Below are 24,676 nucleotides of genomic sequence, written 5' to 3' on the forward strand. Positions count from 1 at the left end.
TATAGTCGTGCTCATGACTATTACTGTTGCCGTTTCCGGGGCGAGCGGTTATGCCGGCGGCGAGGTCCTGCGGCTCCTCGCCGGTCATCCCGACGTCACCATCGGCGCCATCACGGCCCACAGCAACGCCGGTTCCAGACTAGGGGAATTGCAGCCGCATCTCCATGGCCTCGCTGACCGGATCCTCGAAGACACCACCGTGGACAACCTGGCCGGGCACGACGTCGTGTTCCTGGCGCTTCCGCACGGGGCATCCGCGGAGATCGCGGCGCAGCTGCCCGCCGGGACCCTGGTCATCGACGCCGGCGCGGACCACCGCCTCGAGGACCCGGAGGCCTGGGAGAAGTTCTACGGGTCGGCACACGCCGGAACCTGGCCCTACGGCCTCCCTGAACTGCCCGGCCAGCGCGAGGCCCTGCGCGGCGCCGCCCGGATCGCCGTCCCCGGCTGCTACCCGACGTCGGCCCTGCTGGCCCTCACGCCCGGCTTCAGCAGCCAGCTGCTGGAGGGTGACGACGTCGTGATCGTCTCCGCCTCCGGCACCTCAGGCGCCGGCAAGGCCGCCAAGGTCAACCTGATCGGCGCCGAAGTCATGGGCTCCATGAGCCCTTACGGGGTCGGCGGGGGACACCGGCACACCCCAGAGATCGAACAGGGACTCTCCAAAGCACTGGGGGCACCGGTCACCGTCTCCTTCACGCCCACGCTGGCGCCGATGAGCCGCGGCATCCTCACCACGGCGACCGCCAGGGTCCGCTCGGGTGTCACCGTCGAAGAGCTCCGCCGCGCCTGGGCCGAGGCCTACGACGACGAACCGTTCGTGCACCTGCTCCCCGAGGGCCAGTGGCCCTCCACCAAATCGGTCCAGGGATCGAACCACACGGTCATGCAGCTCGCCTTCGATGAGCACACCGGCCGCGTGATCGTGTGCTGCGCCATCGACAACCTGACCAAGGGAACCGCCGGCGGGGCCGTGCAGTCCATGAACATCGCCCTCGGCCTGGCGGAATCCGCCGGCCTCAACCTCCAGGGAGTCGCACCGTGAGCATCACCGCACCGCAGGGATTCCGCGCCGCCGGCGTGACGGCCGGGCTCAAGGCGTCCGGCAACCCGGACGTGGCCCTCGTGGTCAACGACGGCCCGTCCAAGTCCGCCGCGGCGGTCTTCACGTCCAACCGCGTCGCCGCGGCCCCCGTGCACTGGTCCCGCGAGGTGGTCAAGGACGGCCGCGTGGACGCCGTGATCCTGAACTCCGGCGGGGCCAACGCCTGCACCGGGCCCCAGGGCTTCCAGAACACGCACACCACCGCGGAGAAGACCGCCGAGGCCCTCGGCGTCTCCGCCACCGACGTCGTGGTCTGCTCCACCGGACTGATTGGCGAGCAGCTCCCCATGGACAAAATCCTGGCCGGGATCGGTTCCGCCACGGCAGCCCTGGCCGCGGACGGCGGCCCCGCGGCAGCCACCGCGATCATGACCACGGACTCCGTGTCCAAGCAGGCCGTCTTCACCGGCACGGCCGCCGACGGAACCCGGTTCACCATCGGCGGCATGGCCAAAGGCGCCGGCATGCTGGCGCCGGGCCTGGCCACCATGCTGGTGGTCCTCACCACGGACGCCGACGTCCCGCCGGACATGCTCGACGCCGAACTCCGCAACGCCACGCGGGTCACCTTCGACCGGGCGGACTCTGACGGCTGCATGTCCACCAACGACACCGTGGTGCTGCTGGCCTCCGGGGCCTCCGGCGCCGTGCCCTCCGCCGCCGACTTCGGCACGGGCCTGACCGAGGTCTGCGCCGAGCTGGCCCGCAAGCTGATCGGCGACGCCGAGGGCGCCAGCCACGACATCGCGATCCGGACGTTCAACGCCGCGAGCGAGCGGGACGCCGAAATCGTCAGCCGCGCCGTCGCCCGCTCCAACCTGTTCAAGACCGCGATCTTCGGCAAGGACCCCAACTGGGGCCGCGTGCTGTCCGCCGTCGGCACCACCGACGCGGCGTTCGAGCCGGACCAGCTGAACGTGTCCATGAACGGCGTGCAGATCTGCCGCAACGGCAGCATCGGCGATGACCGGAACCTCGTGGACCTCGAACCGCGCGAGGTCCTCGTCGAAATCGACCTGCGGGCCGGCACGGCCGAGGCCACGATCCTCACGAACGACCTCACCCACGACTACGTCCACGAAAACAGCGCCTACTCCAGCTAATCCCCCCGGGGGAAGGAACAGTAAGGGACGAACAGAGGACTAGCAGGAAGGACGAACAGCATGAACACCCAGACCCGCGAGACCACATCCCAGTCCGACGCCCGGGACAAAGCCGCCACGTTGATCGAGGCGTTGCCCTGGATCCAGCGCTTTGCCGGCAGCACCATGGTGATCAAGTACGGCGGCAATGCCATGGTCAACGACGAGCTCCGCCGCGCCTTCGCCGAGGACGTTGTGTTCCTTCACCACGTCGGCATCCACCCTGTGGTGGTGCACGGCGGCGGCCCGCAGATCAACGCCATGCTCAGCCGGCTCGGGATCGAGTCCGAATTCAAGGGCGGGCTGCGCGTCACCACGCCCGAGGCCATGGACGTGGTCCGCATGGTCCTCACCGGCCAGGTGGGCCGCGAACTCGTGGGCCTGATCAACTCCCACGGCCCCTACGCCGTCGGGATGTCAGGCGAGGACGGCGGCCTGCTCCGCGCCGTCCGCACCGGCACCGTGGTGGACGGCGAAGAGGTGGACCTGGGCCTCGTCGGCGAGGTGGTCGGCGTGAACCCGGAAGGGATTGTGGACATCCTCGCGGCCGGCCGGATTCCCGTGATCTCCACCGTCGCCCCGGAAATCCACGACGACGGATCCACCACCGGGCAGGTACTGAACGTCAACGCGGACACTGCGGCTGCGGCTCTGGCCGAGGCGCTCGGCGCCTCCAAGCTTGTCATCCTGACCGACGTCGAGGGCCTCTACGCCAACTGGCCGGACCGGTCCTCGCTCATCTCCTCCCTGACCGTCTCGGAGCTGCGTGAACTGCTCCCAGGCCTGGAATCGGGCATGATCCCGAAGATGGAAGCCTGCCTCAAAGCCGTGGACGGCGGCGTCGAGCGCGCCCACATCGTGGACGGCCGGCTGCCGCACTCGATGCTCCTGGAAACCTTCACGACCGCCGGCATCGGCACCCAGGTCGTCCCCGACGAGGAAGTGAACGCATGAACGAAACTGTAGGCGTGAGTCCGACCGGCGATGGGGCCCCCGCCCGCTTCGCGGTGCCCGACCACACCCGGGCCCCCATCGCCGGCTCGGCCCCCACAGCTTCCGTTATGACTGGAAAGGGTAGCGGAGCCGACTGGCTCTCCCGCTACTCATCCTCCCTGCTCGGCGTCTTCGGCACCCCGCAGCGCGTGCTGGTCCGCGGCGCCGGCTGCCTCGTGTGGGACGCCGACGGCAAGGAGTACCTGGACCTGCTCGGCGGCATCGCTGTGAACGCCCTGGGCCACGCCCACCCGTTCGTCACCTCGGTGATTTCCAGCCAGCTGGCCACCCTGGGCCATGTCTCGAACTTCTTCACGAGCCCCACCCAGATCGCCCTGGCGGAGAAGCTGCTGGAACTGTCCAAGGCGCCGGCCGGTTCCAAGGTGTTCTTCGCCAACTCCGGCACCGAAGCCGTTGAGGCGGCCTTCAAGCTGGCGCGCCGGAACACCGGATCAGACTCCACGCCGCGCACCAAGATCATCGCTCTCGAGGGCGCCTTCCACGGGCGCACCATGGGCGCCCTCGCGCTGACCTCCAAGGAGGCCTACCGGGCGCCGTTCGCGCCGCTGCCCGGCGGCGTCGTGCATGTCCCGTTCGGTGACATCGAGGCCCTCCGCGCCGCCATCGATGAGACCACTGCCGCCGTCTTCCTCGAACCGATCCAGGGCGAGGCCGGCGTCCGGCCGCTGCCTGCCGGCTACCTCAAGGCGGCCCGCGAGGCAACGACCGCGGCCGGCGCCCTGCTGATCCTCGACGAGGTCCAGACCGGCATCGGCCGCACCGGCAAGTGGCTGGCCAGCGAGGACGCCGGGATCGTGCCCGACGCCGTGACCCTCGCCAAGGGCCTGGGCGGCGGCTTCCCGGTCGGCGCGCTCGTGACGTTCGGCCCGGAAACGTCCGCGCTGCTGACCGCCGGCCAGCACGGGACGACATTCGGCGGGAACCCGGTGGCCACCGCCGCCGCTCTCGCCACGCTGCACGTACTGGAAAACCAGGACGTCCTCGTCCACGTCCGCAACCTGGGGGAGCACCTGCGCGCCGGCCTCGCCGGAATCGCCGGCGTGACCGAGGTCCGCGGCGAGGGGCTGCTGATCGGCTTCGACCTCGACGCCGACCTCGCCCCGGGTGTCGTCGCCGCCGGCCTCGACGCCGGGTTCATCGTCAACAGCCCGGGCCCGCGCACCATCCGGCTGGCGCCCCCGCTGATCCTGACCACCGAGCAGGCAGACCTTTTCCTGGCTGCCCTGCCCGCACTGCTCGAGACCGCCAAGACCAACGCTGCAAAGGATGCCAAGTGACCGCCGCCGTGACCGCCTCAGTGCCCACCCGCCACTTCCTCAAGGACACGGACCTCAGCCCGGCCGAACAGGCCGAGGTCCTCGAGCTCGCCGTCCGGATGAAGGCCGCGCCCTACAGCGTTCAGCCCTTCGCCGCGGCCGGCAACGGCCGCCGGACGGTGGCCGTCATCTTCGACAAGACCTCCACCCGGACCAGGGTCTCCTTCGCCACCGGTATCGCGGACATGGGCGGCAACGCGCTCATCATCAACCCCGGCGAGGCGCAGATCGGGCACAAAGAATCGGTCGAGGACACCGCCAAGGTGCTCGAACGCATGGTTTCCACCATCGTGTGGCGCACCGGCGCGCATGCCGGGCTCGTCGCCATGGCAGAGAACTCCCGTGTTCCGGTCATCAACGCCCTGTGCGATGACTACCACCCGTGCCAGCTCCTTGCCGATCTGCTGACCGTCAAGGAGCACAAGGGCTCGCTCAAGGGCCTGACCATGGCGTACCTGGGCGACTCGGCCAACAACATGGCCAACTCCTACCTGCTGGCCGGCGTCACGGCGGGCATGAACGTGCGCATCGCGGGCCCGGAGGGCTACCTGCCGTCGCCGGAGATCATCGCCGCCGCCGAGGACCGTGCCGCGGAGACCGGTGGTTCGGTGCTGGTGACGGTCGACGCCGCCGAGGCGCTCCTGGGCGCCGACGTCGTCGCGACCGACACGTGGGTGTCCATGGGCCAGGAGGCGGAGAAGGAAGCGCGGATGAAGCTGTTCCGCGCCTACTCCGTGGATGCCGACGCGATGAAGCTCGCGGCGCCGGACGCCGTCGTGCTGCACTGCCTGCCGGCCTACCGGGGCTACGAGATCGCCGCGGACGTCATTGATGGCCCGCAGTCGGTGGTCTGGGACGAGGCCGAGAACCGGCTGCACGCGCAGAAGGCACTCATGGCGTGGCTCATGCACCGCTCCGGTCTGGCTGTGGTTGACGGGCTCGCGCCGGTCGATGGGCTCGCGCCGGTCGATGGGCTGGCACCGGTGGGCGGCCCGGCCTGATGTCCGTCCAGCCAGCCTCTCCGGGGGCCAGTCCGGCCACCAAAACGGCCCGGCAAGCGCGGATCACGGCGATTCTGACGGGCGAGTCGGTCCGTTCCCAGGCCGAACTCGCGGCGCTGCTCGCGGACGACGGCGTCCAGGTCACCCAGGCCACGCTTTCACGCGACCTCGTGGAACTCGGCGCCGTCCGGGTCCGCAGCACGGACGGCGTGCTCGTCTACGCCGTCCCGGGGGAGGGCGGCGAACGGGCGGCCAAGAGCGGCGTCACACAGGAAATCCTCGACGCCCGGCTGACCCGGTTGTGCGGGGAACTGCTCGTCACCGCCGAGGCCTCCGCCAACCTCGTGGTCCTCCGGACCCCGCCGGGCGCCGCGAACTTCCTGGCCCTCGCCATCGACCACTCCGTGATGCCCTCGATCCTGGGCACCATCGCTGGGGACGACACCGTCCTGCTTGTCACCCGGGACCCCCTGGGCGGCGCGGACATCGCCGCACGCTTCCTGCAGTTCGCCGAGGAAGCCGGCCAATAAGGCACACCATGAGCCTTTCACAGGACCGGACGCCCGGGGTGTGTGACAGGCTTGCAACAGAGCTTTTTCCCAGACTTAAAGCATCACCAAACAACTAAGGAGCATTTCCGTGACTGAGCGTATTGTTCTGGCCTACTCCGGTGGCCTGGATACTTCCGTAGCCATCGGCTGGATCGGTGAAGCCACCGGCGCCGAGGTCATCGCCGTGGCGGTCGACGTCGGACAGGGCGGCGAATCGCTGGAGACCATCCGCCAGCGCGCGCTGGGCTGCGGAGCCGTCGAGGCCTACGTCGCCGACGCCAGCGACGAGTTCGCCAACGAGTACTGCATGCCCACGCTGAAGGCCAACGCCCTCTACCAGGGCCACTACCCGCTGGTCTCGGCCATCTCCCGCCCGGTGATCGTCAAGCACCTGGTCAAGGCCGCCCGCGAATTCGGCGCCACCACCGTCGCCCACGGCTGCACCGGCAAGGGCAACGACCAGGTCCGCTTCGAAGTCGGCATCCAGACCCTCGGCCCGGACCTGAAGTGCATCGCCCCGGTCCGCGACCTCGCCCTGACCCGCGACAAGGCCATCGCCTTCGCCGAGGAAAAGGGGCTGCCGATCGAGACCACCAAGAAGAACCCGTACTCGATCGACCAGAACGTCTGGGGCCGCGCCGTCGAAACCGGCTACCTCGAGGACATCTGGAACGCGCCCACCAAGGACATCTACGACTACACCGCCACCCCGGAATTCCCGCCGGCACCGGATGAGGTCACCATCTCCTTCGAAGCCGGCGTGCCGGTCGCGATCGACGGCGTCAGGGTCACCCCGCTGCAGGCCATCAAGGAACTCAACCGTCGCGCCGGCGCCCAGGGCGTTGGCCGGATCGACGTCGTCGAGGACCGCCTCGTCGGCATCAAGTCCCGCGAGATCTACGAGGCACCGGGCGCCATGGCGCTCATCACCGCGCACAAGCACCTCGAAGACATCACGATCGAGCGCGAGCAGGCCCGCTTCAAGGCGACCGTCGGCCAGCGCTGGGCCGAACTGGTCTACGACGGCCAGTGGTTCTCGCCGCTCAAGCGCTCCCTCGACGCCTTCATCGAGGACACCCAGAAGTACGTCTCCGGCGACATCCGCATGGTGCTGCACGGCGGCCAGGCGATCGTCAACGGACGCCGCTCCGAGACCTCGCTGTACGACTTCGACCTCGCCACGTACGACACCGGCGACACCTTCGACCAGTCGATGGCCCGCGGCTTCATCGAGCTGTGGGGCATGTCCGCCAAGGTTGCCTCCGGCCGCGACATCCGCGTCGCAGGAAAGTAGCCCGCATGGCTGAGTCGGAAACCACCGAGTCCGGGGTGCGCTCCGCGACAAATACAGGAGCGCTGTGGGGCGGCCGGTTCGCCGGCGGCCCCGCGGACGCCCTCGCCGCGCTGAGCAAGTCCACGCACTTCGACTGGCGGCTGGCCCGCTACGACATCGCCGGGTCCAAGGCGCACGCCCGCGTGCTGCACAAGGCCGGGCTGCTGGACGACGCCGAGCTCGAGGGCATGCTGGCCGCCCTGACGCAGCTGGATGAGGACGTCGCTTCCGGCGCCTACCTGCCGGCCGAGTCCGATGAGGACGTGCACGGTTCGCTGGAGCGCGGCCTGATCGAGCGCGCCGGCACCCAGCTCGGGGGCAAGCTCCGTGCCGGCCGGTCCCGCAACGACCAGGTGGCCACGCTGGGACGGATGTTCCTGCGCGACCACGCCCGGATCATCGCCCGCGGCGTGCTCGCCACGATCGACGCGCTCGTGGACCAGGCCAAGGCGCACCAGGGGGTGGCCATGCCCGGCCGCACCCACCTGCAGCACGCCCAGCCTGTCCTGCTCAGCCACCATCTGCTGGCCCACGCCTGGGCGCTGCTGCGCGATGTGCAGCGGCTCGCCGACTGGGACAAGCGCGCCGGGGTTTCGCCCTACGGCTCGGGTGCCCTTGCGGGCTCCTCGCTCGGGCTGGACCCCGAGGCCGTCGCCGCGGACCTGGGCTTCTTCTCGGCGACGCACAACTCGATCGACGGCACCGCCTCCCGCGATGTCTTCGCCGAGTTCGCCTGGATCACGGCCATGATCGGCGTGGACCTGTCCCGGGTCTCGGAGGAAGTGATCCTGTGGGCCACGAAGGAATTCTCCTTTGTCACCCTGCACGATTCCTACTCCACCGGCTCCTCGATCATGCCGCAGAAGAAGAACCCGGACGTGGCGGAACTCGCCCGCGGCAAGGCCGGCCGGCTGATCGGCAACCTGACCGGGCTGCTGGCCACCCTGAAGGGCCTGCCGCTCGCGTACAACCGCGACCTGCAGGAGGACAAGGAACCGGTCTTCGACGCCGCCGACACCCTGGAGGTCCTGCTCCCGGCAGTCTCCGGCATGATCGCGACGCTGAAGTTCAACACCGAACGGATGGAAGCGCTGGCACCTCAGGGTTTCGCGCTGGCGACGGACATCGCCGAATGGCTGGTCCGCCAGGGCGTGCCGTTCCGCGAGGCGCACGAGCTCTCCGGCGCCGCGGTCAAGCAAGCCGAAAGCCGCGGCGTCGAGCTCTGGGACCTCACGGACGAGGAATACGCCGCCATCTCGGGGCACCTGACGCCGGAGGTCCGCTCGGTCCTGTCCACCGAGGGTTCGCTCAACAGCCGGAACTCGCAGGGCGGCACCGCACCGGCCGCCGTCGAACGCCAGCTGCTGGCCCTCGAGGGCGAGCTCGCCGGCGTGCGCGAGTACGCGGGGTAGCAACCCTCCCCACGACGGCGCCCGCGCCCGACGCGAGTTGGCACTTCGCGGCAGTGTTTTTCGCGAACACTGCCGTGAAGTGACAACTCGCTGGCGTTTAAGCTGGGCGCATGAGCGAATCATTCCGCCAACTGCTGCGTGCCCTTCCCGACTTCCCGGAAGTTCTCCCGGACTTCGACCCGGCGGCGGCGCCCGCGGACCCCGCGGAGCTGTTCCGGCTGTGGCTGGACGAGGCCCTGGCGGCCGGGGTGCCGCAGCCCAACGCGTGCAGCCTGGCCACCGCCGATGAGCACGGCCGGCCGTCGTCGCGGATGCTGATCCTAAAGGACATCGACGCCGACGGCTGGCACTTCGCGACCTCCCGGGAATCCCGGAAAGGCAAGGAGCTAACAGCCAACCCGCATGCGGCGCTGAACTTCTTCTGGCAGCAGCAGGGCCGCCAGGTGCGGGTGGCCGGGGACGTCGTGGAGCTGTCCGCCGAGGCCTCGGCCGCGGACTGGCGGGCCCGGCCCGGCGCCGACAGCGGCGACAATGAAAACACAGACTGGCAGCTCTACGCCATCCGGGCCCGCGAAATCGAATTCTGGCAGGCCCGGCACGACCGCCGGCACATCCGGCACCGCTACGCGCCCCGCTGATCGGGCAACGCTCAGTTAATCCGACTTAATTGGGTGGCTCGGTTTAGGATGGGCGCCATGACCTCAATCACACCAGAGAACCTTCGGGCAGAACTGCACCGCGCCGCCGGCGTCGTGGCCGGAATCGCCGCGAAGCTGACGGAACAGGACATCAAAGCTCCGTCGGAACTGCCCGGCTGGAGCCGCGGGCACGTGCTGGCCCACATCTGCGGGATCGCCAACGCAATGGGCCGCCAGCTCGAATACGCCGCCCGCGTCGAGGCCGTGGAACTCTACGACGGCGGCTTCGAGGGGCGGAACCGCGCCATCGAGATGGCGGCCGGCCACAGCCTCGCGCAGCACCGGGCCGACCTCGACGCAGCGCTGGACCGGGCCCTAAGCGCCTTCGACTCCCTCGACGCTGCGGGCTGGCGTGAGCCCATCACCTACCGCGGGGGAGTCGTGTTCGACGGCGGCCTGGCGCTGTGGCGCGAACTCGTCATCCATGCCGCCGATCTCGGCACCGGCCATGGACCGGAAACCTGGAGCCGCCCCTTCTGCGGGCACCTTTTCGATTTCCTTTCCGCCCGGGTACCCGAGGGCCAGCGCTTCGTGCTGCAGCCACTCGGCCTGCCCGCGGTGGCCATCGGGAGCGGCGCAACATCGACAGTGATCAACGGCATGCTGACGGACATCGCCGCGTGGCTCGCTGGCCGCACCCCCACCCTCGGCAGCCTGCGCGCGACCGCCGCGGCCGACGGCGTCGACCTGCCGGAGCTGCTGCCCTGGCCTGCCGGGGTGCCCGTCAACAACTGAGCGCGCCCGGGGCCCGGCAGGCCGAAGGGAATAAGGCCTAGGGACGTGCCGTCGCGAGGGCGAGTTCGCGTTCCCGGTCCAACAGGCTGCCCTTGACGGCCAGACCCCAGCGGAAGCCGCCCAGGGTCCCGTCGGTGCGGATCACGCGGTGGCAGGGAACAAACAGGGCCGCCGCGTTGAAGGCGCAGGCACTGGCCGCCGCCCGGACGGCCTTGGCGTTGCCGGACAGCTCCGCGTACTCCGTATAGGTCACGGGGCGGCCCGGAGCGACTGTGCGCAGCACGTCCCAGGCATGGCTGCGGAACGGACCGGACTTCTGCAGCACCGGCACCGCCATGGCCGGTTCCGGATCGCCGGCGTAGAACGCCTCCACGGCCTCGGAGATGTCGCCGAGCCCGGTGACGGTCTCGAATGCGGCCGGCAGCAGGTCAGCATGGATCTGGCCCGTCAGCTCACCGGGAACGGCGGTCCAGCCCGATGACAGGACGGCGCCGTCGCGGGCAATGATGGTGAACGGACCGTCCGGGGTGGACATGGTCAACAACTGGGCTTTCATGGTTTCGCTTTCTTCGGAGTCTGCTTGTGGTCCTGCATTGGAGCCGGCCTCAGTGGCCGGGACGGGTTGCGCGCCGCGGCCTGGGCAGCCGCTGCTGCGCGCCACAGGTGCATGGTGGCGTAGGAGCGCCAGGGGCTGACCTCACGGAAATCGGGGGCCAGGGTGGCGCCGTCGGGGGTTTGGGCCAGTGAGCGGATCCCGTTGCGGACCGCGGCGTCGTTGGCCAGGAACACATCCGGCGCGCCGATGACCCGCATCGCGACGTATCCCACGGTCCACGGTCCGACGCCGGCCAGGGGCAGTAGCTTGGCCTCCAGCCCCCGCACGTCATCGCCATAGCCGAAGTCGAGGTCGCCCGAGGCCATCGCCGCCGCGGCGCCCCGGACAGCATCGATCCGCCGCTGAGGGCCGCGGAGCAGTTCGAAGCCGGTCCCGGCAATCTCGGCGGCCGTCGGGAACAGTTGGTGGAGGCCGTCGTCGGGCACCAGGCTCGCGCTCCCGGCCGCGGAAAGCTGGACCAGGGCGGTCCGCGCGGCGGCCACGGTGATCTGTTGGCCGATCATCGCCCGGATCAGCAGTTCCTGCGGATCAACGGCGCCGGGCATCCGCATGCCCGGCGTGCGCGCCACCGCGGCGGCCAGCCGGGGGTCGGCCGCGAGGGCGGCATCGATGGCGACGGGATCGGCGTCCAGGTCCAGCAGCCGGCGGACCCTGCTCAGCAGGGCGGCCAGGTCCCGGAGGTCGACGGCGCCGATGGTCAGCACGAGCGGACGCCCGGCCGCGCCGGCGTCGTAATCCACCCGGAAGCGGGCATCGCCGTGGGCCAACCGCAGGGTCCGGGCGTAGGAACTGGACGTTCCTGCCTCGATCCCGGGGATGGCGCGGACGGCCAGGAAATCGAAGACGCCGGGGTCGAACGGTTCGCGGTACGGAAGGTTGAGCGTGAGCGCTGTGGTCGCCGCGGGGGAGCGGTGATGCCGCGCTGTGGCCCGGAGCGCGGAAGGCGTCATCGCAAAGACCTCGCCGATGGTCTCGTTGAACTGGCGCACGCTGCTGAATCCTGCGGCGAAGGCGATGTCCGAGACTTTCATGGCGGTGGAGACCAGCAGGGTGCGGGCGGTCTGGGCGCGGCTCGCCCGCGCCAGGGACAGCGGGCCGGCGCCGAGCTCGTGGCTGAGGATCCGGTTCAGCTGGCGCGAGGAGTAGCCGAGCCGGGCCGCCAGCCCCTCGACGCCGTCGCGGTTGATCACGCCGTCGTTGATGAGCCGCATGGCCCGGCCGGCGATATCGGAGCGCACGTTCCAGGCCGGCGTGCCGGGCACGGCCTCGGGCAGGCAGCGTTTGCACGCACGGTAGCCGGCGTCGTGCGCCGCGGCGGACGTTTCATAGAACGTGACGTTGTCCGCCTTGGGCGTCCGCGCCGGGCACGACGGCCGGCAATAGATGCCGGTGGTCCGGACAGCGGTGTAGAACTGCCCGTCGAATCGGKTGTCCCGGGCATCGATTGCCCGGTAGCGCTGCCAGAAGTCCATCACCCCATCCTGCCAGCTTCGCGGAACGGCTGCTAGCGGAATTCGGACACGGCCGTACGGTCGTTCGGCGGTGTTTGTTAAAGTCTGAGCATGACTTCCAGCCCGCTTCCTGCCAAGTCCGGCACGGAGTCCGGCGCGGCCGTGTCCGTCCGCGAGCTGCTCTCGGCCGATGCCCGGCACGTGGCGCCGCTGATCCTCGGCGCGGTGTTGACGCACGACGGGCCCGGCGGATCCGTCTCAGTTCGGATTACCGAGGTGGAGGCCTACCTGGGCCCGCATGATTCGCACCACCCTGACCCCGGGTCCCACACTTTCCGCGGCCAAACGGCCCGCAACGCCCCGATGTTCGGCCCGGCCGGCCACCTCTACGTGTATTTCACGTATGGGATGCACCATTGCGCCAATATCGTCTGCGGGCCAGAGGGCGTGGCGTCGGCGCTGCTGCTGCGGGCCGGCGAAGTGGTCGCGGGACATGAGCTGGCGAGGGCCAGGCGGCCGACGTCGAAATCGGACAGCGACCTCGCGAGCGGGCCTGCCCGGCTGGCCACCGCGCTGGGGTTGACGACGGCGGACAGCGGGCGGGATGCCCTCGCGCCGCCGTTCCGGCTGGAACCGGCCGCGCACCCGCCGGAGGGGGTCGCTGCGGTCATCAGCTCCGGTCCGCGCGTCGGCGTCTCCGGCGCCGGCGGCAGCCACGTGTACCCCTGGCGGTTCTGGCTCAGCGGCGACCCGACCGTCTCCCGCTACAAGGCGGCAAAGCCGGCAAAGGCGCCCAGCGCCCGCGGCGCGTAGCGTGGCCGGCACTCGGTACACGCCGTGCCGGCTCCCTGATGCCGGCACGTGCGGTGGGGGATGATGGAGCATTATGGGCGAGGGGAAGCGCGGAAAACCGGGCAGCGAGCTGGAGCGGCTCCAGATCTTCGCGGAGCTGGCCACCGAGTACTTCCGCATGGTGGAACTGTTCACCCCTGACGGCGAGCAGGTCGCGGTGGACTCCGTCGAGGCAGAGCGCAGGCACTGGGTTGAGCTCTTCCGTGCTGCCCTGCTGCGCAAATTCATCGTTCCCGAAGAGCACGTTTCGCTCAAACTCGTAGTGCGGGCCCTGCGCCTGTGCAACTACTCGGCGGACTCCCGGATAGCCCAGGGCGCAGCGGAAGCGGCCGGGATGTTCACCAACGGGATGATCCGGGACCGCGAGGCGCTGATGGCCGAAATCGCCTTGGCTGACCATGATTTGTTCGAGGACGTCCTCTACGGACGGCTCCTTCACGGTGACGCCGACAGGTTCCGCCGGTCCGGATGGGCCGCGGACTACGACCGGCTGAGCAGCGTGGCGGCCGGGCGGTTCGAGGCCGAGCGCGCGCTCCGGAAAGCGCTGGGCGTCGTCTCCTACGGGCTCGCGAACGAACTCCTGCGCCCGCCGGAACCGGACGACTCCGTGCCTCCGGAAGCTGTGCCTCCGGAAGCTGGGCCGCCAACGGCACGGGACTAGGGGTTCCAGGTGGCGGCGAAGCTGCCCAGCCCGTAGTCGGCGCCGACGGCGAAGGGGGCGAGGCGGCGCCGCAGGCCTTCGCGCACTTGCGGCCACTCCTGCGCGAGGATCGAGAAAACGGCGGTGTCCGCTCGTCCCCCGCCGGGCGCCGCGCGGTGGCCGCGGAGGACCCCCTCGAATTGGGCGCCAAGCCGTTCGATCGCCGTCGCGCTCCGGGTGTTGCGGGCGTCGCAGCGGAAAGCGACCCGGTCCACTTCCAGTACCTCATAGGCGTAGGCGAGGAGCATATGCTTGCTCGCCGGATTGACGTGGCTGCCCCAGAACTGCCGCCCGTAGAATGTTCCGCCGATTTCCAGGCGTTGCTGGGCCGGAACGTAGTCGCGCAGGGACGTCGTGCCCAGCAGGGCGCCGGTGCGCCCGTCCGTCACGGCGAAGGGGATGGTGGCAGGATCCTGCAGCCGTGACTGGAACAGCACTGCAAGTTCACGGGCCGTCCCAGGCATGGGCGCCGCCATGCCTGCCCACATGCCGGCGTCCACAAAATCAAAGAGGCCTGCCGCATGGTGCGGGGCCAGTGGAACCAGACGAACCCCATGGCCGGAGAGGACGATTTCGTGTCGCATTCGAGCATTCAATCACCGGCGGGGTGGACGGGAGCGGTGAGTCCGGCGCCGACAGCGTGAACATTAGATGGCCGGTGGGTTGCCGCGCATCCGCCGGCCCGGGACGCCGCGGCCCGGCAGCCTTCCTGCTACCAGCCAGTAAGGTGGATGGGTGAATCAAAGCGAGCCGAACCAGACGACGACTGCAATGCCGGTGGATGAGCTGATCAAGGGCCTGTGCGCCACCATCCCGGACTATCCCAAACCCGGAGTCAGTTTCAAGGACCTGACCCCGGTGTTCGCCGACGGCGCCGCCTTCGGGGCCGTCGTCGACGCCCTGGTGGGACCTTTCCAGGGCCAGTTTGACGCCGTCGCCGGAGTGGAAGCCCGCGGCTTCCTGCTCGCGGCGGCCGCCGCCTACGCCACCGGGACCGGAGTCATCACGGTCCGCAAGGCCGGCAAGCTGCCGCGCGAGGTGTTCTCCGAGGACTACGCCTTGGAGTACGGCACCGCCACCCTTGAGCTGCACACCACGGACCTGGCGCCGGGGAGCCGGGTTCTGATCCTCGACGACGTGCTGGCCACGGGCGGCACGCTCGGCGCCGCGGCGCGTCTGTTCGAGCGGTGCGGGATCCACGTGGCCGGCATCGGCGTGGTCATGGAACTCGACGAACTTGGCGGCCGCACAGCCCTGACCGGCCACAACGTCCGGTCCCTGCTGCGGATCTAGCGGGCCGGATGGTCTGGACCATCCGGGACGTGTCGGTAGAATTCCCTGACGAAGACTGCCTTGGCATTGTTTGGCGACATGCAACAGCCGTGCCCGCCGAAATGGCTGTAGAATGGTGGGTCCGTCTTTTTCGATAGGGGAACGTTCGATGCACGACGCTGATTTGGCCCATGAACGCGACTATGTGGCCGGACTTTACGCCCGGCTCGATGAGTTGCGGGCGGAGAAGCGCACCCAGCTGGCCCAGGTGCGCCGGGCCGGTGCCGTGGGCACCATGCAGAACGTTTCCGAACGCGATGCCTTCGCCGCCCTCTACGAGGACCGCCTCGCCCAGCTCGACGCCGTCGATGACCGGCTCGTGTTCGGCCGCCTGGACCTGGATTCCGGGGAGGCCCAGTACATCGGCCGCATCGGCCTGACCACCGAGGACCTGCAGCGGCTCATGGTGGACTGGCGTGCGCCCGAGGCCGGCCATTTCTACCAGGCCACGGCGTTCGACCGGCAGGGCGTCCGCCGCCGCCGTCACCTGATCCTGCAGGGCCGCGAGGTCAAGGCAATCGAGGACGACGTGCTCGACGCCGACATGCTCGCCGACAACGATTCGCTCCAGGGCGAGGGCGCCCTGCTGGCTGCCCTGAACTCCAAGCGGACGGGCCGGATGTCAGACATCGTCGGCACCATCCAGTCCGAGCAGGACCGGATCATCCGTTCCTCCATCTCCGGCGCCCTCGTGGTCCAGGGCGGCCCGGGCACGGGCAAGACCGCCGTCGCCCTGCACCGCGCCGCGTACCTGCTCTACACGCACCGGGACAGGCTCAAGAGCGCCGGCGTCCTGCTGGTGGGACCGACGTCGTCCTTCATGAAGTACATCGAACGCGTGCTGCCCTCGCTCGGCGAGACCGGCGTCGTCATGGCGAGCCTGGGCCGGCTCATGCCCGGCATCACCGCCGTCGCCGAGCCGGACTCCGCCGTCGCCGCCATCAAGGGCCGGCTCGACATGGCCGAGGTGGTCGCCAACGCCGTGGCCAACCGGCAGCGCATTCCGGCCGGAAACCGGACCCTGGAGGTTGACGGCCGCAAGCTGGTCCTCACACCCAGGCAGGTCCGCCGCGCCAAGGAAAGGGCGCGCGCCACCGGCAAACCTCACAACGAGGCCCGCGTCTCCTTCGTCAAGATCCTGCTCCGCGAATTGACCGAGCAGATGACGGAGCTGGTGGAGGCAGGCAACATCGGCAACAACGCCGACCGCTCCTACCTGGCCGAGGATGTCCGCTCGGCCCGGGATGTCCGGATCGCCCTGAACCTGTGCTGGATGCCGATGACTCCGGAGAAGCTCGTGGGGGAGCTGCTCAGCAAGCCGGCCATCCTCGAGGCATGCACCCCGCATCTCAGCCCGGAGGAACGCGCGTTGCTGCTCCGACCGGCCGATTCGCCCTGGACCGAGTCCGATGTGCCGCTGCTGGACGAGGCTGCCGAATTGCTCGGCGAGCTTGATGCCGCCGCCGGGCGCGGCCTGGCGCAGCAGGAACAGGACCGTGCCCGCGACCTGGCCAACGCCAAGCAGACCCTGGTCAACATGGAAACCGCCGGCGTGGACGTCCTTGTCACGGCCGAAGACCTGGTGGACCAGAACCAGGAGCGGGAGACGCGGCTGACCGCTGCAGAGCGTGCCACCACGGACCGTTCCTGGGCCTTCGGGCACATTGTGGTGGACGAAGCGCAGGAGCTGTCACCCATGCAGTGGCGGCTGCTGGTCCGCCGCTGCCCGCTGAAGTCCTTTACGATCGTGGGCGACATCGCCCAGACCAGTTCCGTTGCCGGCGCCAACTCGTGGCACAGCGCGCTGGGCCCCATGTTCGGCGACCGCTGGCAGCTCGAGGAGCTGACCGTCAACTACCGCACCCCGTCCCAGATCGCCGAGGCCGCCGCCCGTATGGCCACCGCGGCCGGACTGGTGGTTTCGGCGCCCAAGGCCGTGAGGGAAGGGCGCTGGTCGCCGGTCATCGACAAGGTCGGCGAGGGCCAGATCGTCAACAAGCTGGTTGAGGTGCTTCCGGAGGAACTGGAGGCCATCGAGGGCGGCCTGCTGGCGGTCATCGCCGACGGCGACCTTCTCCCCGAAGCCAGCGCGGCACTGCGGGCCGCATACGGCCACCGTGTCGGGACAGGCGCGGGGAGTTACGCGCAGGACATCGTGGTGATCAGTCCCCGCGAGGCAAAGGGACTGGAATTCGACGGCGTCGTGGTGCTGGAACCGACGGACATGCTCAACCACGAGCACGGCCGGGTGGGCGACCTGTATGTGGCGATGACCCGGCCCACCCAGCGCCTGCGGCTCATCGCCGCCGCCGGAGTCCCGGCAGGCATCGAGGAGTAGGCCCGGGCCGGCTGGCGTCACCTGCGCTGCGTCCCGGTTGATCCTGCTAACTTAGATTCCGTGTCCCAGCTAAATATTCTCGATGCCCAGCAGAACGATCCCAGCTTTGCCAATATCTGGCAGGAGCTGAAATGGCGCGGCCTTGTCCACGTCTCCACGGATGAGGCGGAGCTCGAAAAGCTCCTCGCCGGCGACCCCGTGACGTATTACTGCGGCTTCGATCCGACCGCGCCGAGCCTGCACCTGGGCAACCTGGTCCAGCTGCTGCTCATGCGACGGATCCAGCTGGCCGGCCACAAGCCGCTCGGACTGGTGGGTGGCTCCACGGGCTTGATCGGTGATCCGCGTCCGACGGCGGAACGCACCCTCAACACCAAGGACACTGTGTCCGAGTGGGTGGGCTACCTTCAGGCCCAGGTCCGCCGCTTCCTGAGTTTCGAGGGCGACAACGCAGCCCGGATGGTCAACAACCTGGATTGGACGGCGCCCCTGAGCGCCATCGACTTCCTGCGTGAGATCGGCAAACACTACCGTGTCGGCACCATGCTCCGCAAGGACGCCGTTGCCTCCCGCCTCAGCTCTGATGAAGGCATCAGCTACACGGAGTTCAGCTACCAGATCCTGCAGGGCATGGACTACCTGCAGTTGTTCCGCGACTACGGTTGCAAGCTGCAGACCGGCGGCTCGGATCAGTGGGGCAACCTCACCAGTGGCACCGAGCTCATCCGCAAGGTCGAGGGCAAGCATGTCCACGCCCTGGGAACGCCGCTCATCACCAACTCTGACGGCACCAAGTTCGGCAAGAGCGAGGGCAATGCGATCTGGCTGGATCCGGCCATGTGCAGCCCGTACGCCTTTTACCAGTTCTGGCTTAACACGGCGGACGCCGATGTCGCGGACCGCCTCAAAGTGTTCACCTTCCTGAGCCGCTCCGAGATTGAGGAACTGGAGCTCGCGATCGCCGAACGGCCCTTCGCCCGCGAGGGCCAGCGGAAGCTGGCCTACGAGGTGACCTCGCTCGTCCATGGCGTGGACGCCACCGAGAAGGTCATTGCGGCTTCCGCCGCGGTGTTCGGCAACGGCGATCTTTCCGTACTGGACGAAGCGACATTGAAGGCGGCGACCTCCGAGTTGCCCTCCGCCACTGTCGACGCCGGCGCCCTGGGCATCATCGAGCTGCTGGTCGCCTCCGGTCTGTCTGAGAGCAAGTCCGCCGCACGCCGCACCGTGGGGGAAGGCGGCGCCTACGTCAACAATGCGAAGGTATCCGATCCTGACGCCGTCATCGCGGCCAGCGAGTTGCTGCACGGGCGCTACCTGCTTCTGCGCCGGGGCAAGAAGAACCTGGCAACGGTGGAAGTCGCCGCGTCCTGACCAGTAGCGAATCCTGACCAGTATCGGATACTGACCAGTACCGACAACGCACCTGCACGCTCCTCCCCGGCCGATTTGCACGGCCCGGGAGGAGCGTGTATTGTTTTCTGAGTCGCCGCCGTTGAGCGGTGACAAACCCCCACAAAAGAGAAGCAATTCTTCATGCGCTAGGCGCACATAATGGAAATTGCTTCAATTCTGCTGGGCGGATTCGCTCCGCGAAGTGAAATTCCGATGAAAATCGCGAATTTGCAAAGTGGAAATGAATGAAATATGCTGTAAACATCGTAGCGAGGAAAAACGAAATAAAGAATTCATGGAAATGAATTGTTTCGGCAAGTATTCGAATGTGTCTGTTGTTTGAGAACTCAATAGTGTGCCAAGTTTGTTGATACCAATTTATTGTATTGAATTGGTTGAATTTGCCGGGCCCGCCACCCCGTGGTGTGGTCTGGTGTTATTTGGCTGGTTTCAAATTTTGTGCAGCGTGTGTGTCCCGTTTTCCCGGGGGCGCATGTTGTGTCTGTTTTACTTCAACGGAGAGTTTGATCCTGGCTCAGGATGAACGCTGGCGGCGTGCTTAACACATGCAAGTCGAACGATGATCCGATGACTCCTCATCGCATGGTGGGGGGTGGAAAGCTTTATTGTGGTTTTGGATGGACTCGCGGCCTATCAGCTTGTTGGTGAGGTAATGGCTCACCAAGGCGACGACGGGTAGCCGGCCTGAGAGGGTGACCGGCCACACTGGGACTGAGACACGGCCCAGACTCCTACGGGAGGCAGCAGTGGGGAATATTGCACAATGGGCGCAAGCCTGATGCAGCGACGCCGCGTGAGGGATGACGGCCTTCGGGTTGTAAACCTCTTTCAGTAGGGAAGAAGCGAAAGTGACGGTACCTGCAGAAGAAGCGCCGGCTAACTACGTGCCAGCAGCCGCGGTAATACGTAGGGCGCAAGCGTTATCCGGAATTATTGGGCGTAAAGAGCTCGTAGGCGGTTTGTCGCGTCTGCCGTGAAAGTCCGGGGCTCAACTCCGGATCTGCGGTGGGTACGGGCAGACTAGAGTGATGTAGGGGAGACTGGAATTCCTGGTGTAGCGGTGAAATGCGCAGATATCAGGAGGAACACCGATGGCGAAGGCAGGTCTCTGGGCATTAACTGACGCTGAGGAGCGAAAGCATGGGGAGCGAACAGGATTAGATACCCTGGTAGTCCATGCCGTAAACGTTGGGCACTAGGTGTGGGGGACATTCCACGTTTTCCGCGCCGTAGCTAACGCATTAAGTGCCCCGCCTGGGGAGTACGGCCGCAAGGCTAAAACTCAAAGGAATTGACGGGGGCCCGCACAAGCGGCGGAGCATGCGGATTAATTCGATGCAACGCGAAGAACCTTACCAAGGCTTGACATGGGCCGGACCGGGCTGGAAACAGTCCTTCCCCTTTGGGGCCGGTTCACAGGTGGTGCATGGTTGTCGTCAGCTCGTGTCGTGAGATGTTGGGTTAAGTCCCGCAACGAGCGCAACCCTCGTTCCATGTTGCCAGCGCGTAATGGCGGGGACTCATGGGAGACTGCCGGGGTCAACTCGGAGGAAGGTGGGGACGACGTCAAATCATCATGCCCCTTATGTCTTGGGCTTCACGCATGCTACAATGGCCGGTACAAAGGGTTGCGATACTGTGAGGTGGAGCTAATCCCAAAAAGCCGGTCTCAGTTCGGATTGGGGTCTGCAACTCGACCCCATGAAGTCGGAGTCGCTAGTAATCGCAGATCAGCAACGCTGCGGTGAATACGTTCCCGGGCCTTGTACACACCGCCCGTCAAGTCACGAAAGTTGGTAACACCCGAAGCCGGTGGCCTAACCCCTTGTGGGAGGGAGCTGTCGAAGGTGGGACTGGCGATTGGGACTAAGTCGTAACAAGGTAGCCGTACCGGAAGGTGCGGCTGGATCACCTCCTTTCTAAGGAGCACCTACAACCACCGTGCCTCATGTATGTGAGTGTTCAGGGGTTGTCAGGAGTACGCCCGTTGCGCAGACGATTGTTCTGCGGCGGGTGCTCACGGGTGGAATATCAACGAATAGCGGCCGCCGGTTCTTCGCCGGCACCCAGTACGGTCCCCTKTGCTTCCCTTGGAAGTGCGGGTGGTCCTGGAACGGTGCGGGAGGGGTGATCAGCGGTTTAGTGTTTGGCACACTGTTGGGTCCTGAGRCAACAGGACCGGGAGGGTTTTTCCTTTCCGGGAYTTGTGTTTCTGGTTTCCTGGCTGCACCGARCATGCATGTGATGTGTGTGGGGTGTGTGGTACGGGGTTGTTGTTTGAGAACTACATAGTGGACGCGAGCATCTTTTATAAGAAGCAATTTCCAAGAATATGAACCTGGATCTGTGCTGTTGCTGCGGTGGTGCCCTTGGGGTGTTGCTGTGGTGATGGTGTGGTTTCTGTGGTTCTCTCGAAAATTACTCCTTGATCTTTTGTGGTCAAGTTTTTAAGAGCACACGGTGGATGCCTTGGCATTAGGAGCCGAAGAAGGACGTAGGAATCTGCGATAAGCCTGGGGGAGTCGATAACCGGACTGTGATCCCAGGGTGTCCGAATGGGGAAACCCCGCCAGGGGCGCGAGCTGCCTGGTGACCCGCATCTGAACACATAGGGTGCGTGGAGGGAACGCGGGGAAGTGAAACATCTCAGTACCCGCAGGAAGAGAAAACAATAGTGATTCCGTCAGTAGTGGCGAGCGAACGCGGATCAGGCTAAACCGTTCCATGTGTGATAGCCGGCGGGCGTTGCATGGTCGGGGTTGTGGGACTTCCCACTCCAGCTCTGCCGGGCTGGGAAGGTGAGAGTGCAGGCATAGGTGAACGGTCTTGAAAGGCCGGCCGTAGAGGGTGTGAGCCCCGTAACCGAAATGTTGTGCACCGCCTGGTGAAGTATCCCAAGTAGCACGGGGCCCGAGAAATCCCGTGCGAATCTGTCAGGACCACCTGATAAGCCTAAATACTCCCTAATGACCGATAGCGGACCAGTACCGTGAGGGAAAGGTGAAAAGTACCCCGGGAGGGGAGTGAAACAGTACCTGAAACCGTGTGCTTACAATCCGTCGGAGCCTCCGCAGCTTGCTGTGTWGGGGTGACGGCGTGCCTTTTGAAGAATGAGCCTGCGAGTTAGTGTTACGTCGCGAGGTTAACCCGTGTGGGGAAGCCGTAGCGAAAGCGAGTCTGAATAGGGCGTTGCAGTGGCGTGATCTAGACCCGAAGCGAAGTGATCTACCCATGGCCAGGTTGAAGCGACGGTAAGACGTCGTGGAGGACCGAACCCACTTCAGTTGAAAATGGAGGGGATGAGCTGTGGGTAGGGGTGAAAGGCCAATCAAACTTCGTGATAGCTGGTTCTCCCCGAAATGCATTTAGGTGCAGCGTTGCGTGTTTCTTACCGGAGGTAGAGCTACTGGATGGCTAATGGGCCCTACAAGGTTACTGACGTCAGCCAAACTCCGAATGCCGGTAAGTGAGAGCGCAGCAGTGAGACTGTGGGGGATAAGCTTCATAGTCGAGAGGGAAACAGCCCAGACCACCAACTAAGGCCCCTAAGCGTGTGCTAAGTGGGAAAGGATGTGGAGTTGCGAAGACAACCAGGAGGTTGGCTTAGAAGCAGCCATCCTTAAAAGAGTGCGTAATAGCTCACTGGTCAAGTGATTCCGCGCCGACAATGTAGCGGGGCTCAAGTACACCGCCGAAGTTGTGGATTTCAGACATTAGCCAAGCCCTTGTGGTTCAGGCGTCTGGAGTGGTAGGGGAGCGTCGTGTGGGCAGTGAAGTCGCGGTGGAAACCAGCGGTGGAGCCTACACGAGTGAGAATGCAGGCATGAGTAGCGAAAGACGGGTGAGAAACCCGTCCGCCGGATGATCAAGGGTTCCAGGGTCAAGCTAATCTGCCCTGGGTAAGTCGGGACCTAAGGCGAGGCCGACAGGCGTAGTCGATGGACAACGGGTTGATATTCCCGTACCGGCGAAAAACCGCCCATGCTGAACAGGGGATACTAACCGCCCGAAACCTGCCYKASMWCCCTTCGGGGGTGAAGGGTTTTGGTGGAGCGCGGGACCTGATCCTGGGAGGCAAGCGTATTAACAGGTGTGACGCAGGAAGGTAGCCGAGCCGGGCGATGGTTGTCCCGGTCTAAGGATGTAGGGCGAACGGTAGGCAAATCCGCCGTTCATGATGCCTGAGATCTGACGGGACCCCCGTATGGGGGGATTCGGTGATCCTATGCTGCCGAGAAAAGCATCGACGCGAGGTTTTAGCCGCCCGTACCCCAAACCGACACAGGTGATCAGGTAGAGAATACTAAGGCGATCGAGAGAATTATGGTTAAGGAACTCGGCAAAATGCCCCCGTAACTTCGGGAGAAGGGGGGCCCCAACCTTGAACACCACTTGCTGGTGGGAGGGGATCGGGGCCGCAGAGACCAGGGGGAAGCGACTGTTTACTAAAAACACAGGTCCGTGCGAAGTCGCAAGACGATGTATACGGACTGACTCCTGCCCGGTGCTGGAAGGTTAAGAGGACCGGTTAGCCGCAAGGCGAAGCTGAGAATTTAAGCCCCAGTAAACGGCGGTGGTAACTATAACCATCCTAAGGTAGCGAAATTCCTTGTCGGGTAAGTTCCGACCTGCACGAATGGAGTAACGACTTCCCCGCTGTCTCAACCATAAACTCGGCGAAATTGCAGTACGAGTAAAGATGCTCGTTACGCGCAGCAGGACGGAAAGACCCCGAGACCTTTACTATAGTTTGGTATTGGTGTTCGGAGTGGCTTGTGTAGGATAGGTGGGAGACGTTGAAGCCCGGACGCCAGTTCGGGTGGAGTCATCGTTGAAATACCACTCTGGTCACTTTGGACATCTAACTTCGGCCCGTAATCCGGGTCAGGGACAGTGCCTGATGGGTAGTTTAACTGGGGCGGTTGCCTCCTAAAAAGTAACGGAGGCGCCCAAAGGTTCCCTCAGCCTGGTTGGCAATCAGGTGTCGAGTGTAAGTGCACAAGGGAGCTTGACTGTGAGAGAGACATCTCGAGCAGGGACGAAAGTCGGGACTAGTGATCCGGCGGTACATTGTGGAATGGCCGTCGCTCAACGGATAAAAGGTACCTCGGGGATAACAGGCTGATCTTGCCCAAGAGTCCATATCGACGGCATGGTTTGGCACCTCGATGTCGGCTCGTCGCATCCTGGGGCTGGAGTAGGTCCCAAGGGTTGGGCTGTTCGCCCATTAAAGCGGTACGCGAGCTGGGTTTAGAACGTCGTGAGACAGTTCGGTCCCTATCCGCTGCGCGCGCAGGAAATTTGAGAAGGGCTGTCCTTAGTACGAGAGGACCGGGACGGACGAACCTCTGGTGTGTCAGTTGTACTGCCAAGTGCACCGCTGATTAGCTACGTTCGGATGGGATAACCGCTGAAAGCATCTAAGCGGGAAGCTCGCTTCGAGATGAGATTTCCATACACCTTGTGTGTGAGAGGCCCCCAGCCAGACCACTGGGTTGATAGGCCGGATGTGGAAGCGAGGACTAACGACTCGTGAAGCTGACCGGTACTAATAGGCCGATAACTTACACCACACACCACCCCGCAAACCCAACTTCAAAAGGGGTTTGCACCCAGGGGTGGTACAAAGAAACAAGACTGCTTGCGTCCACTATGTGGTTCCCA

At 66.0% G+C, this 24,676-nt stretch carries 18 protein-coding genes and 2 rRNA genes; 17 read left to right on the forward strand and 3 right to left on the reverse strand.

Annotated elements, in window-relative coordinates; all coding sequences use genetic code 11:
- Positions 1–13 precede the first annotated feature (13 nt).
- From argC to AC1DXI_RS02915, 10 genes are all read left to right on the forward strand, one after another.
- The gene (gene argC / locus AC1DXI_RS02870) at positions 14–1,045 is read left to right on the forward strand and encodes an N-acetyl-gamma-glutamyl-phosphate reductase (protein WP_476937344.1); all 1,032 of its coding nucleotides are present in this window, start codon (positions 14–16) and stop codon (positions 1,043–1,045) included.
- Positions 1,042–2,208, forward strand: a complete 1,167-nt coding sequence (gene argJ, locus AC1DXI_RS02875; protein WP_476937345.1) for a bifunctional glutamate N-acetyltransferase/amino-acid acetyltransferase ArgJ — start codon at positions 1,042–1,044, stop codon at positions 2,206–2,208. The genes argC and argJ overlap by 4 nt, the downstream gene beginning before the upstream one ends.
- A 60-nt stretch (positions 2,209–2,268) precedes the next feature.
- The gene (argB, locus tag AC1DXI_RS02880; protein ID WP_018774416.1) at positions 2,269–3,201 is read left to right on the forward strand and encodes an acetylglutamate kinase; all 933 of its coding nucleotides are present in this window, start codon (positions 2,269–2,271) and stop codon (positions 3,199–3,201) included.
- A 107-nt stretch (positions 3,202–3,308) separates the two neighbouring features.
- Positions 3,309–4,538, forward strand: coding sequence for an acetylornithine transaminase (locus tag AC1DXI_RS02885; protein WP_476937375.1), 1,230 nt, complete (start codon positions 3,309–3,311; stop codon positions 4,536–4,538).
- Positions 4,535–5,578: an ornithine carbamoyltransferase gene (gene argF, locus AC1DXI_RS02890; RefSeq protein ID WP_476937346.1), complete on the forward strand. Its 1,044-nt coding sequence runs from the start codon at positions 4,535–4,537 to the stop codon at positions 5,576–5,578. The genes AC1DXI_RS02885 and argF overlap by 4 nt, the downstream gene beginning before the upstream one ends.
- On the forward strand, positions 5,578–6,108 hold the full coding sequence (locus AC1DXI_RS02895; protein WP_476937347.1) for an arginine repressor: 531 nt from the start codon (positions 5,578–5,580) through the stop codon (positions 6,106–6,108). The genes argF and AC1DXI_RS02895 overlap by 1 nt, the downstream gene beginning before the upstream one ends.
- A gap of 109 nt (positions 6,109–6,217) precedes the next feature.
- Positions 6,218–7,423 carry an argininosuccinate synthase gene (locus AC1DXI_RS02900; protein WP_476937348.1) on the forward strand — a complete coding sequence of 402 codons (1,206 nt, stop codon included), beginning with the start codon at positions 6,218–6,220 and terminating at the stop codon, positions 7,421–7,423.
- Positions 7,424–7,428: 5 nt separating this feature from the next.
- The gene (argH, locus tag AC1DXI_RS02905) at positions 7,429–8,874 is read left to right on the forward strand and encodes an argininosuccinate lyase (RefSeq protein ID WP_476937349.1); all 1,446 of its coding nucleotides are present in this window, start codon (positions 7,429–7,431) and stop codon (positions 8,872–8,874) included.
- A 110-nt stretch (positions 8,875–8,984) separates the two neighbouring features.
- On the forward strand, positions 8,985–9,512 hold the full coding sequence (locus tag AC1DXI_RS02910) for a pyridoxine/pyridoxamine 5'-phosphate oxidase (RefSeq protein WP_476937350.1): 528 nt from the start codon (positions 8,985–8,987) through the stop codon (positions 9,510–9,512).
- Positions 9,513–9,569: 57 nt separating this feature from the next.
- A complete protein-coding gene (locus tag AC1DXI_RS02915) occupies positions 9,570–10,307 on the forward strand; it encodes a maleylpyruvate isomerase family mycothiol-dependent enzyme (protein WP_476937351.1) in 738 nt (245 codons plus the stop codon).
- 37 nt (positions 10,308–10,344) lie between these two features.
- On the opposite strand, the gene AC1DXI_RS02920 is transcribed toward AC1DXI_RS02915, so the two are convergent.
- Both AC1DXI_RS02920 and AC1DXI_RS02925 read right to left on the reverse strand, forming a co-directional pair.
- A complete protein-coding gene (locus tag AC1DXI_RS02920; RefSeq protein ID WP_476937352.1) occupies positions 10,345–10,863 on the reverse strand; it encodes a methylated-DNA--[protein]-cysteine S-methyltransferase in 519 nt (172 codons plus the stop codon).
- Positions 10,860–12,395, reverse strand: a complete 1,536-nt coding sequence (locus AC1DXI_RS02925) for a DNA-3-methyladenine glycosylase 2 family protein (RefSeq protein ID WP_476937353.1) — start codon at positions 12,393–12,395, stop codon at positions 10,860–10,862. The genes AC1DXI_RS02920 and AC1DXI_RS02925 overlap by 4 nt, the downstream gene beginning before the upstream one ends.
- 90 nt (positions 12,396–12,485) lie before the next feature.
- Here AC1DXI_RS02925 and AC1DXI_RS02930 point away from each other — a divergent pair, with 90 nt between their 5' ends.
- Positions 12,486–13,187 carry a DNA-3-methyladenine glycosylase gene (locus tag AC1DXI_RS02930; protein ID WP_476937354.1) on the forward strand — a complete coding sequence of 234 codons (702 nt, stop codon included), beginning with the start codon at positions 12,486–12,488 and terminating at the stop codon, positions 13,185–13,187.
- A gap of 73 nt (positions 13,188–13,260) precedes the next feature.
- The gene (locus AC1DXI_RS02935) at positions 13,261–13,887 is read left to right on the forward strand and encodes a hypothetical protein (protein WP_476937355.1); all 627 of its coding nucleotides are present in this window, start codon (positions 13,261–13,263) and stop codon (positions 13,885–13,887) included.
- Here the strand turns inward: AC1DXI_RS02935 and AC1DXI_RS02940 are convergent.
- Positions 13,884–14,510, reverse strand: coding sequence for a GNAT family N-acetyltransferase (locus AC1DXI_RS02940; RefSeq protein WP_476937356.1), 627 nt, complete (start codon positions 14,508–14,510; stop codon positions 13,884–13,886). The two genes, AC1DXI_RS02935 and AC1DXI_RS02940, sit on opposite strands and share 4 nt — an antisense overlap.
- 187 nt (positions 14,511–14,697) lie before the next feature.
- Here AC1DXI_RS02940 and AC1DXI_RS02945 point away from each other — a divergent pair, with 187 nt between their 5' ends.
- The 5 genes from AC1DXI_RS02945 (at position 14,698) to AC1DXI_RS02965 (ending at position 24,585) form a co-directional block, all read left to right on the forward strand.
- Complete coding sequence (locus tag AC1DXI_RS02945) at positions 14,698–15,219, forward strand: adenine phosphoribosyltransferase (protein WP_018774403.1); 522 nt, start codon at positions 14,698–14,700, stop codon at positions 15,217–15,219.
- A 148-nt stretch (positions 15,220–15,367) separates the two neighbouring features.
- Positions 15,368–17,596, forward strand: coding sequence for a HelD family protein (locus AC1DXI_RS02950; protein ID WP_018774402.1), 2,229 nt, complete (start codon positions 15,368–15,370; stop codon positions 17,594–17,596).
- Positions 17,597–17,656: 60 nt separating this feature from the next.
- On the forward strand, positions 17,657–18,970 hold the full coding sequence (gene tyrS / locus AC1DXI_RS02955) for a tyrosine--tRNA ligase (RefSeq protein ID WP_476937357.1): 1,314 nt from the start codon (positions 17,657–17,659) through the stop codon (positions 18,968–18,970).
- A 533-nt stretch (positions 18,971–19,503) separates the two neighbouring features.
- Positions 19,504–20,931 (forward strand): 16S ribosomal RNA (locus AC1DXI_RS02960).
- Positions 20,932–21,449: 518 nt separating this feature from the next.
- Positions 21,450–24,585 (forward strand): 23S ribosomal RNA (locus tag AC1DXI_RS02965).
- The 16S and 23S rRNA genes sit together here, the layout of an rRNA operon.
- The last annotated feature ends 91 nt before the right edge of the window (positions 24,586–24,676 follow it).

It is taken from the genome of Arthrobacter sp. P1_H7, assembly GCF_056405215.1.

Bases quoted from the DNA above. Each gene is read 5' to 3' on its own strand.
- AC1DXI_RS02920 (WP_476937352.1), bottom strand. From the start codon at position 10,863: ATGAAAGCCCAGTTGTTGACCATGTCCACCCCGGACGGTCCGTTCACC.
- argH (WP_476937349.1), top strand. From the start codon at position 7,429: ATGGCTGAGTCGGAAACCACCGAGTCCGGGGTGCGCTCCGCGACAAAT.
- AC1DXI_RS02930 (WP_476937354.1), top strand. From the start codon at position 12,486: ATGACTTCCAGCCCGCTTCCTGCCAAGTCCGGCACGGAGTCCGGCGCG.
- AC1DXI_RS02895 (WP_476937347.1), top strand. From the start codon at position 5,578: ATGTCCGTCCAGCCAGCCTCTCCGGGGGCCAGTCCGGCCACCAAAACG.
- AC1DXI_RS02910 (WP_476937350.1), top strand. From the start codon at position 8,985: ATGAGCGAATCATTCCGCCAACTGCTGCGTGCCCTTCCCGACTTCCCG.
- AC1DXI_RS02885 (WP_476937375.1), top strand. From the start codon at position 3,309: ATGACTGGAAAGGGTAGCGGAGCCGACTGGCTCTCCCGCTACTCATCC.
- AC1DXI_RS02940 (WP_476937356.1), bottom strand. From the start codon at position 14,510: ATGCGACACGAAATCGTCCTCTCCGGCCATGGGGTTCGTCTGGTTCCA.
- AC1DXI_RS02915 (WP_476937351.1), top strand. From the start codon at position 9,570: ATGACCTCAATCACACCAGAGAACCTTCGGGCAGAACTGCACCGCGCC.
- argB (WP_018774416.1), top strand. From the start codon at position 2,269: ATGAACACCCAGACCCGCGAGACCACATCCCAGTCCGACGCCCGGGAC.
- AC1DXI_RS02950 (WP_018774402.1), top strand. From the start codon at position 15,368: ATGCACGACGCTGATTTGGCCCATGAACGCGACTATGTGGCCGGACTT.
- argC (WP_476937344.1), top strand. From the start codon at position 14: ATGACTATTACTGTTGCCGTTTCCGGGGCGAGCGGTTATGCCGGCGGC.
- AC1DXI_RS02935 (WP_476937355.1), top strand. From the start codon at position 13,261: ATGGGCGAGGGGAAGCGCGGAAAACCGGGCAGCGAGCTGGAGCGGCTC.
- AC1DXI_RS02945 (WP_018774403.1), top strand. From the start codon at position 14,698: ATGCCGGTGGATGAGCTGATCAAGGGCCTGTGCGCCACCATCCCGGAC.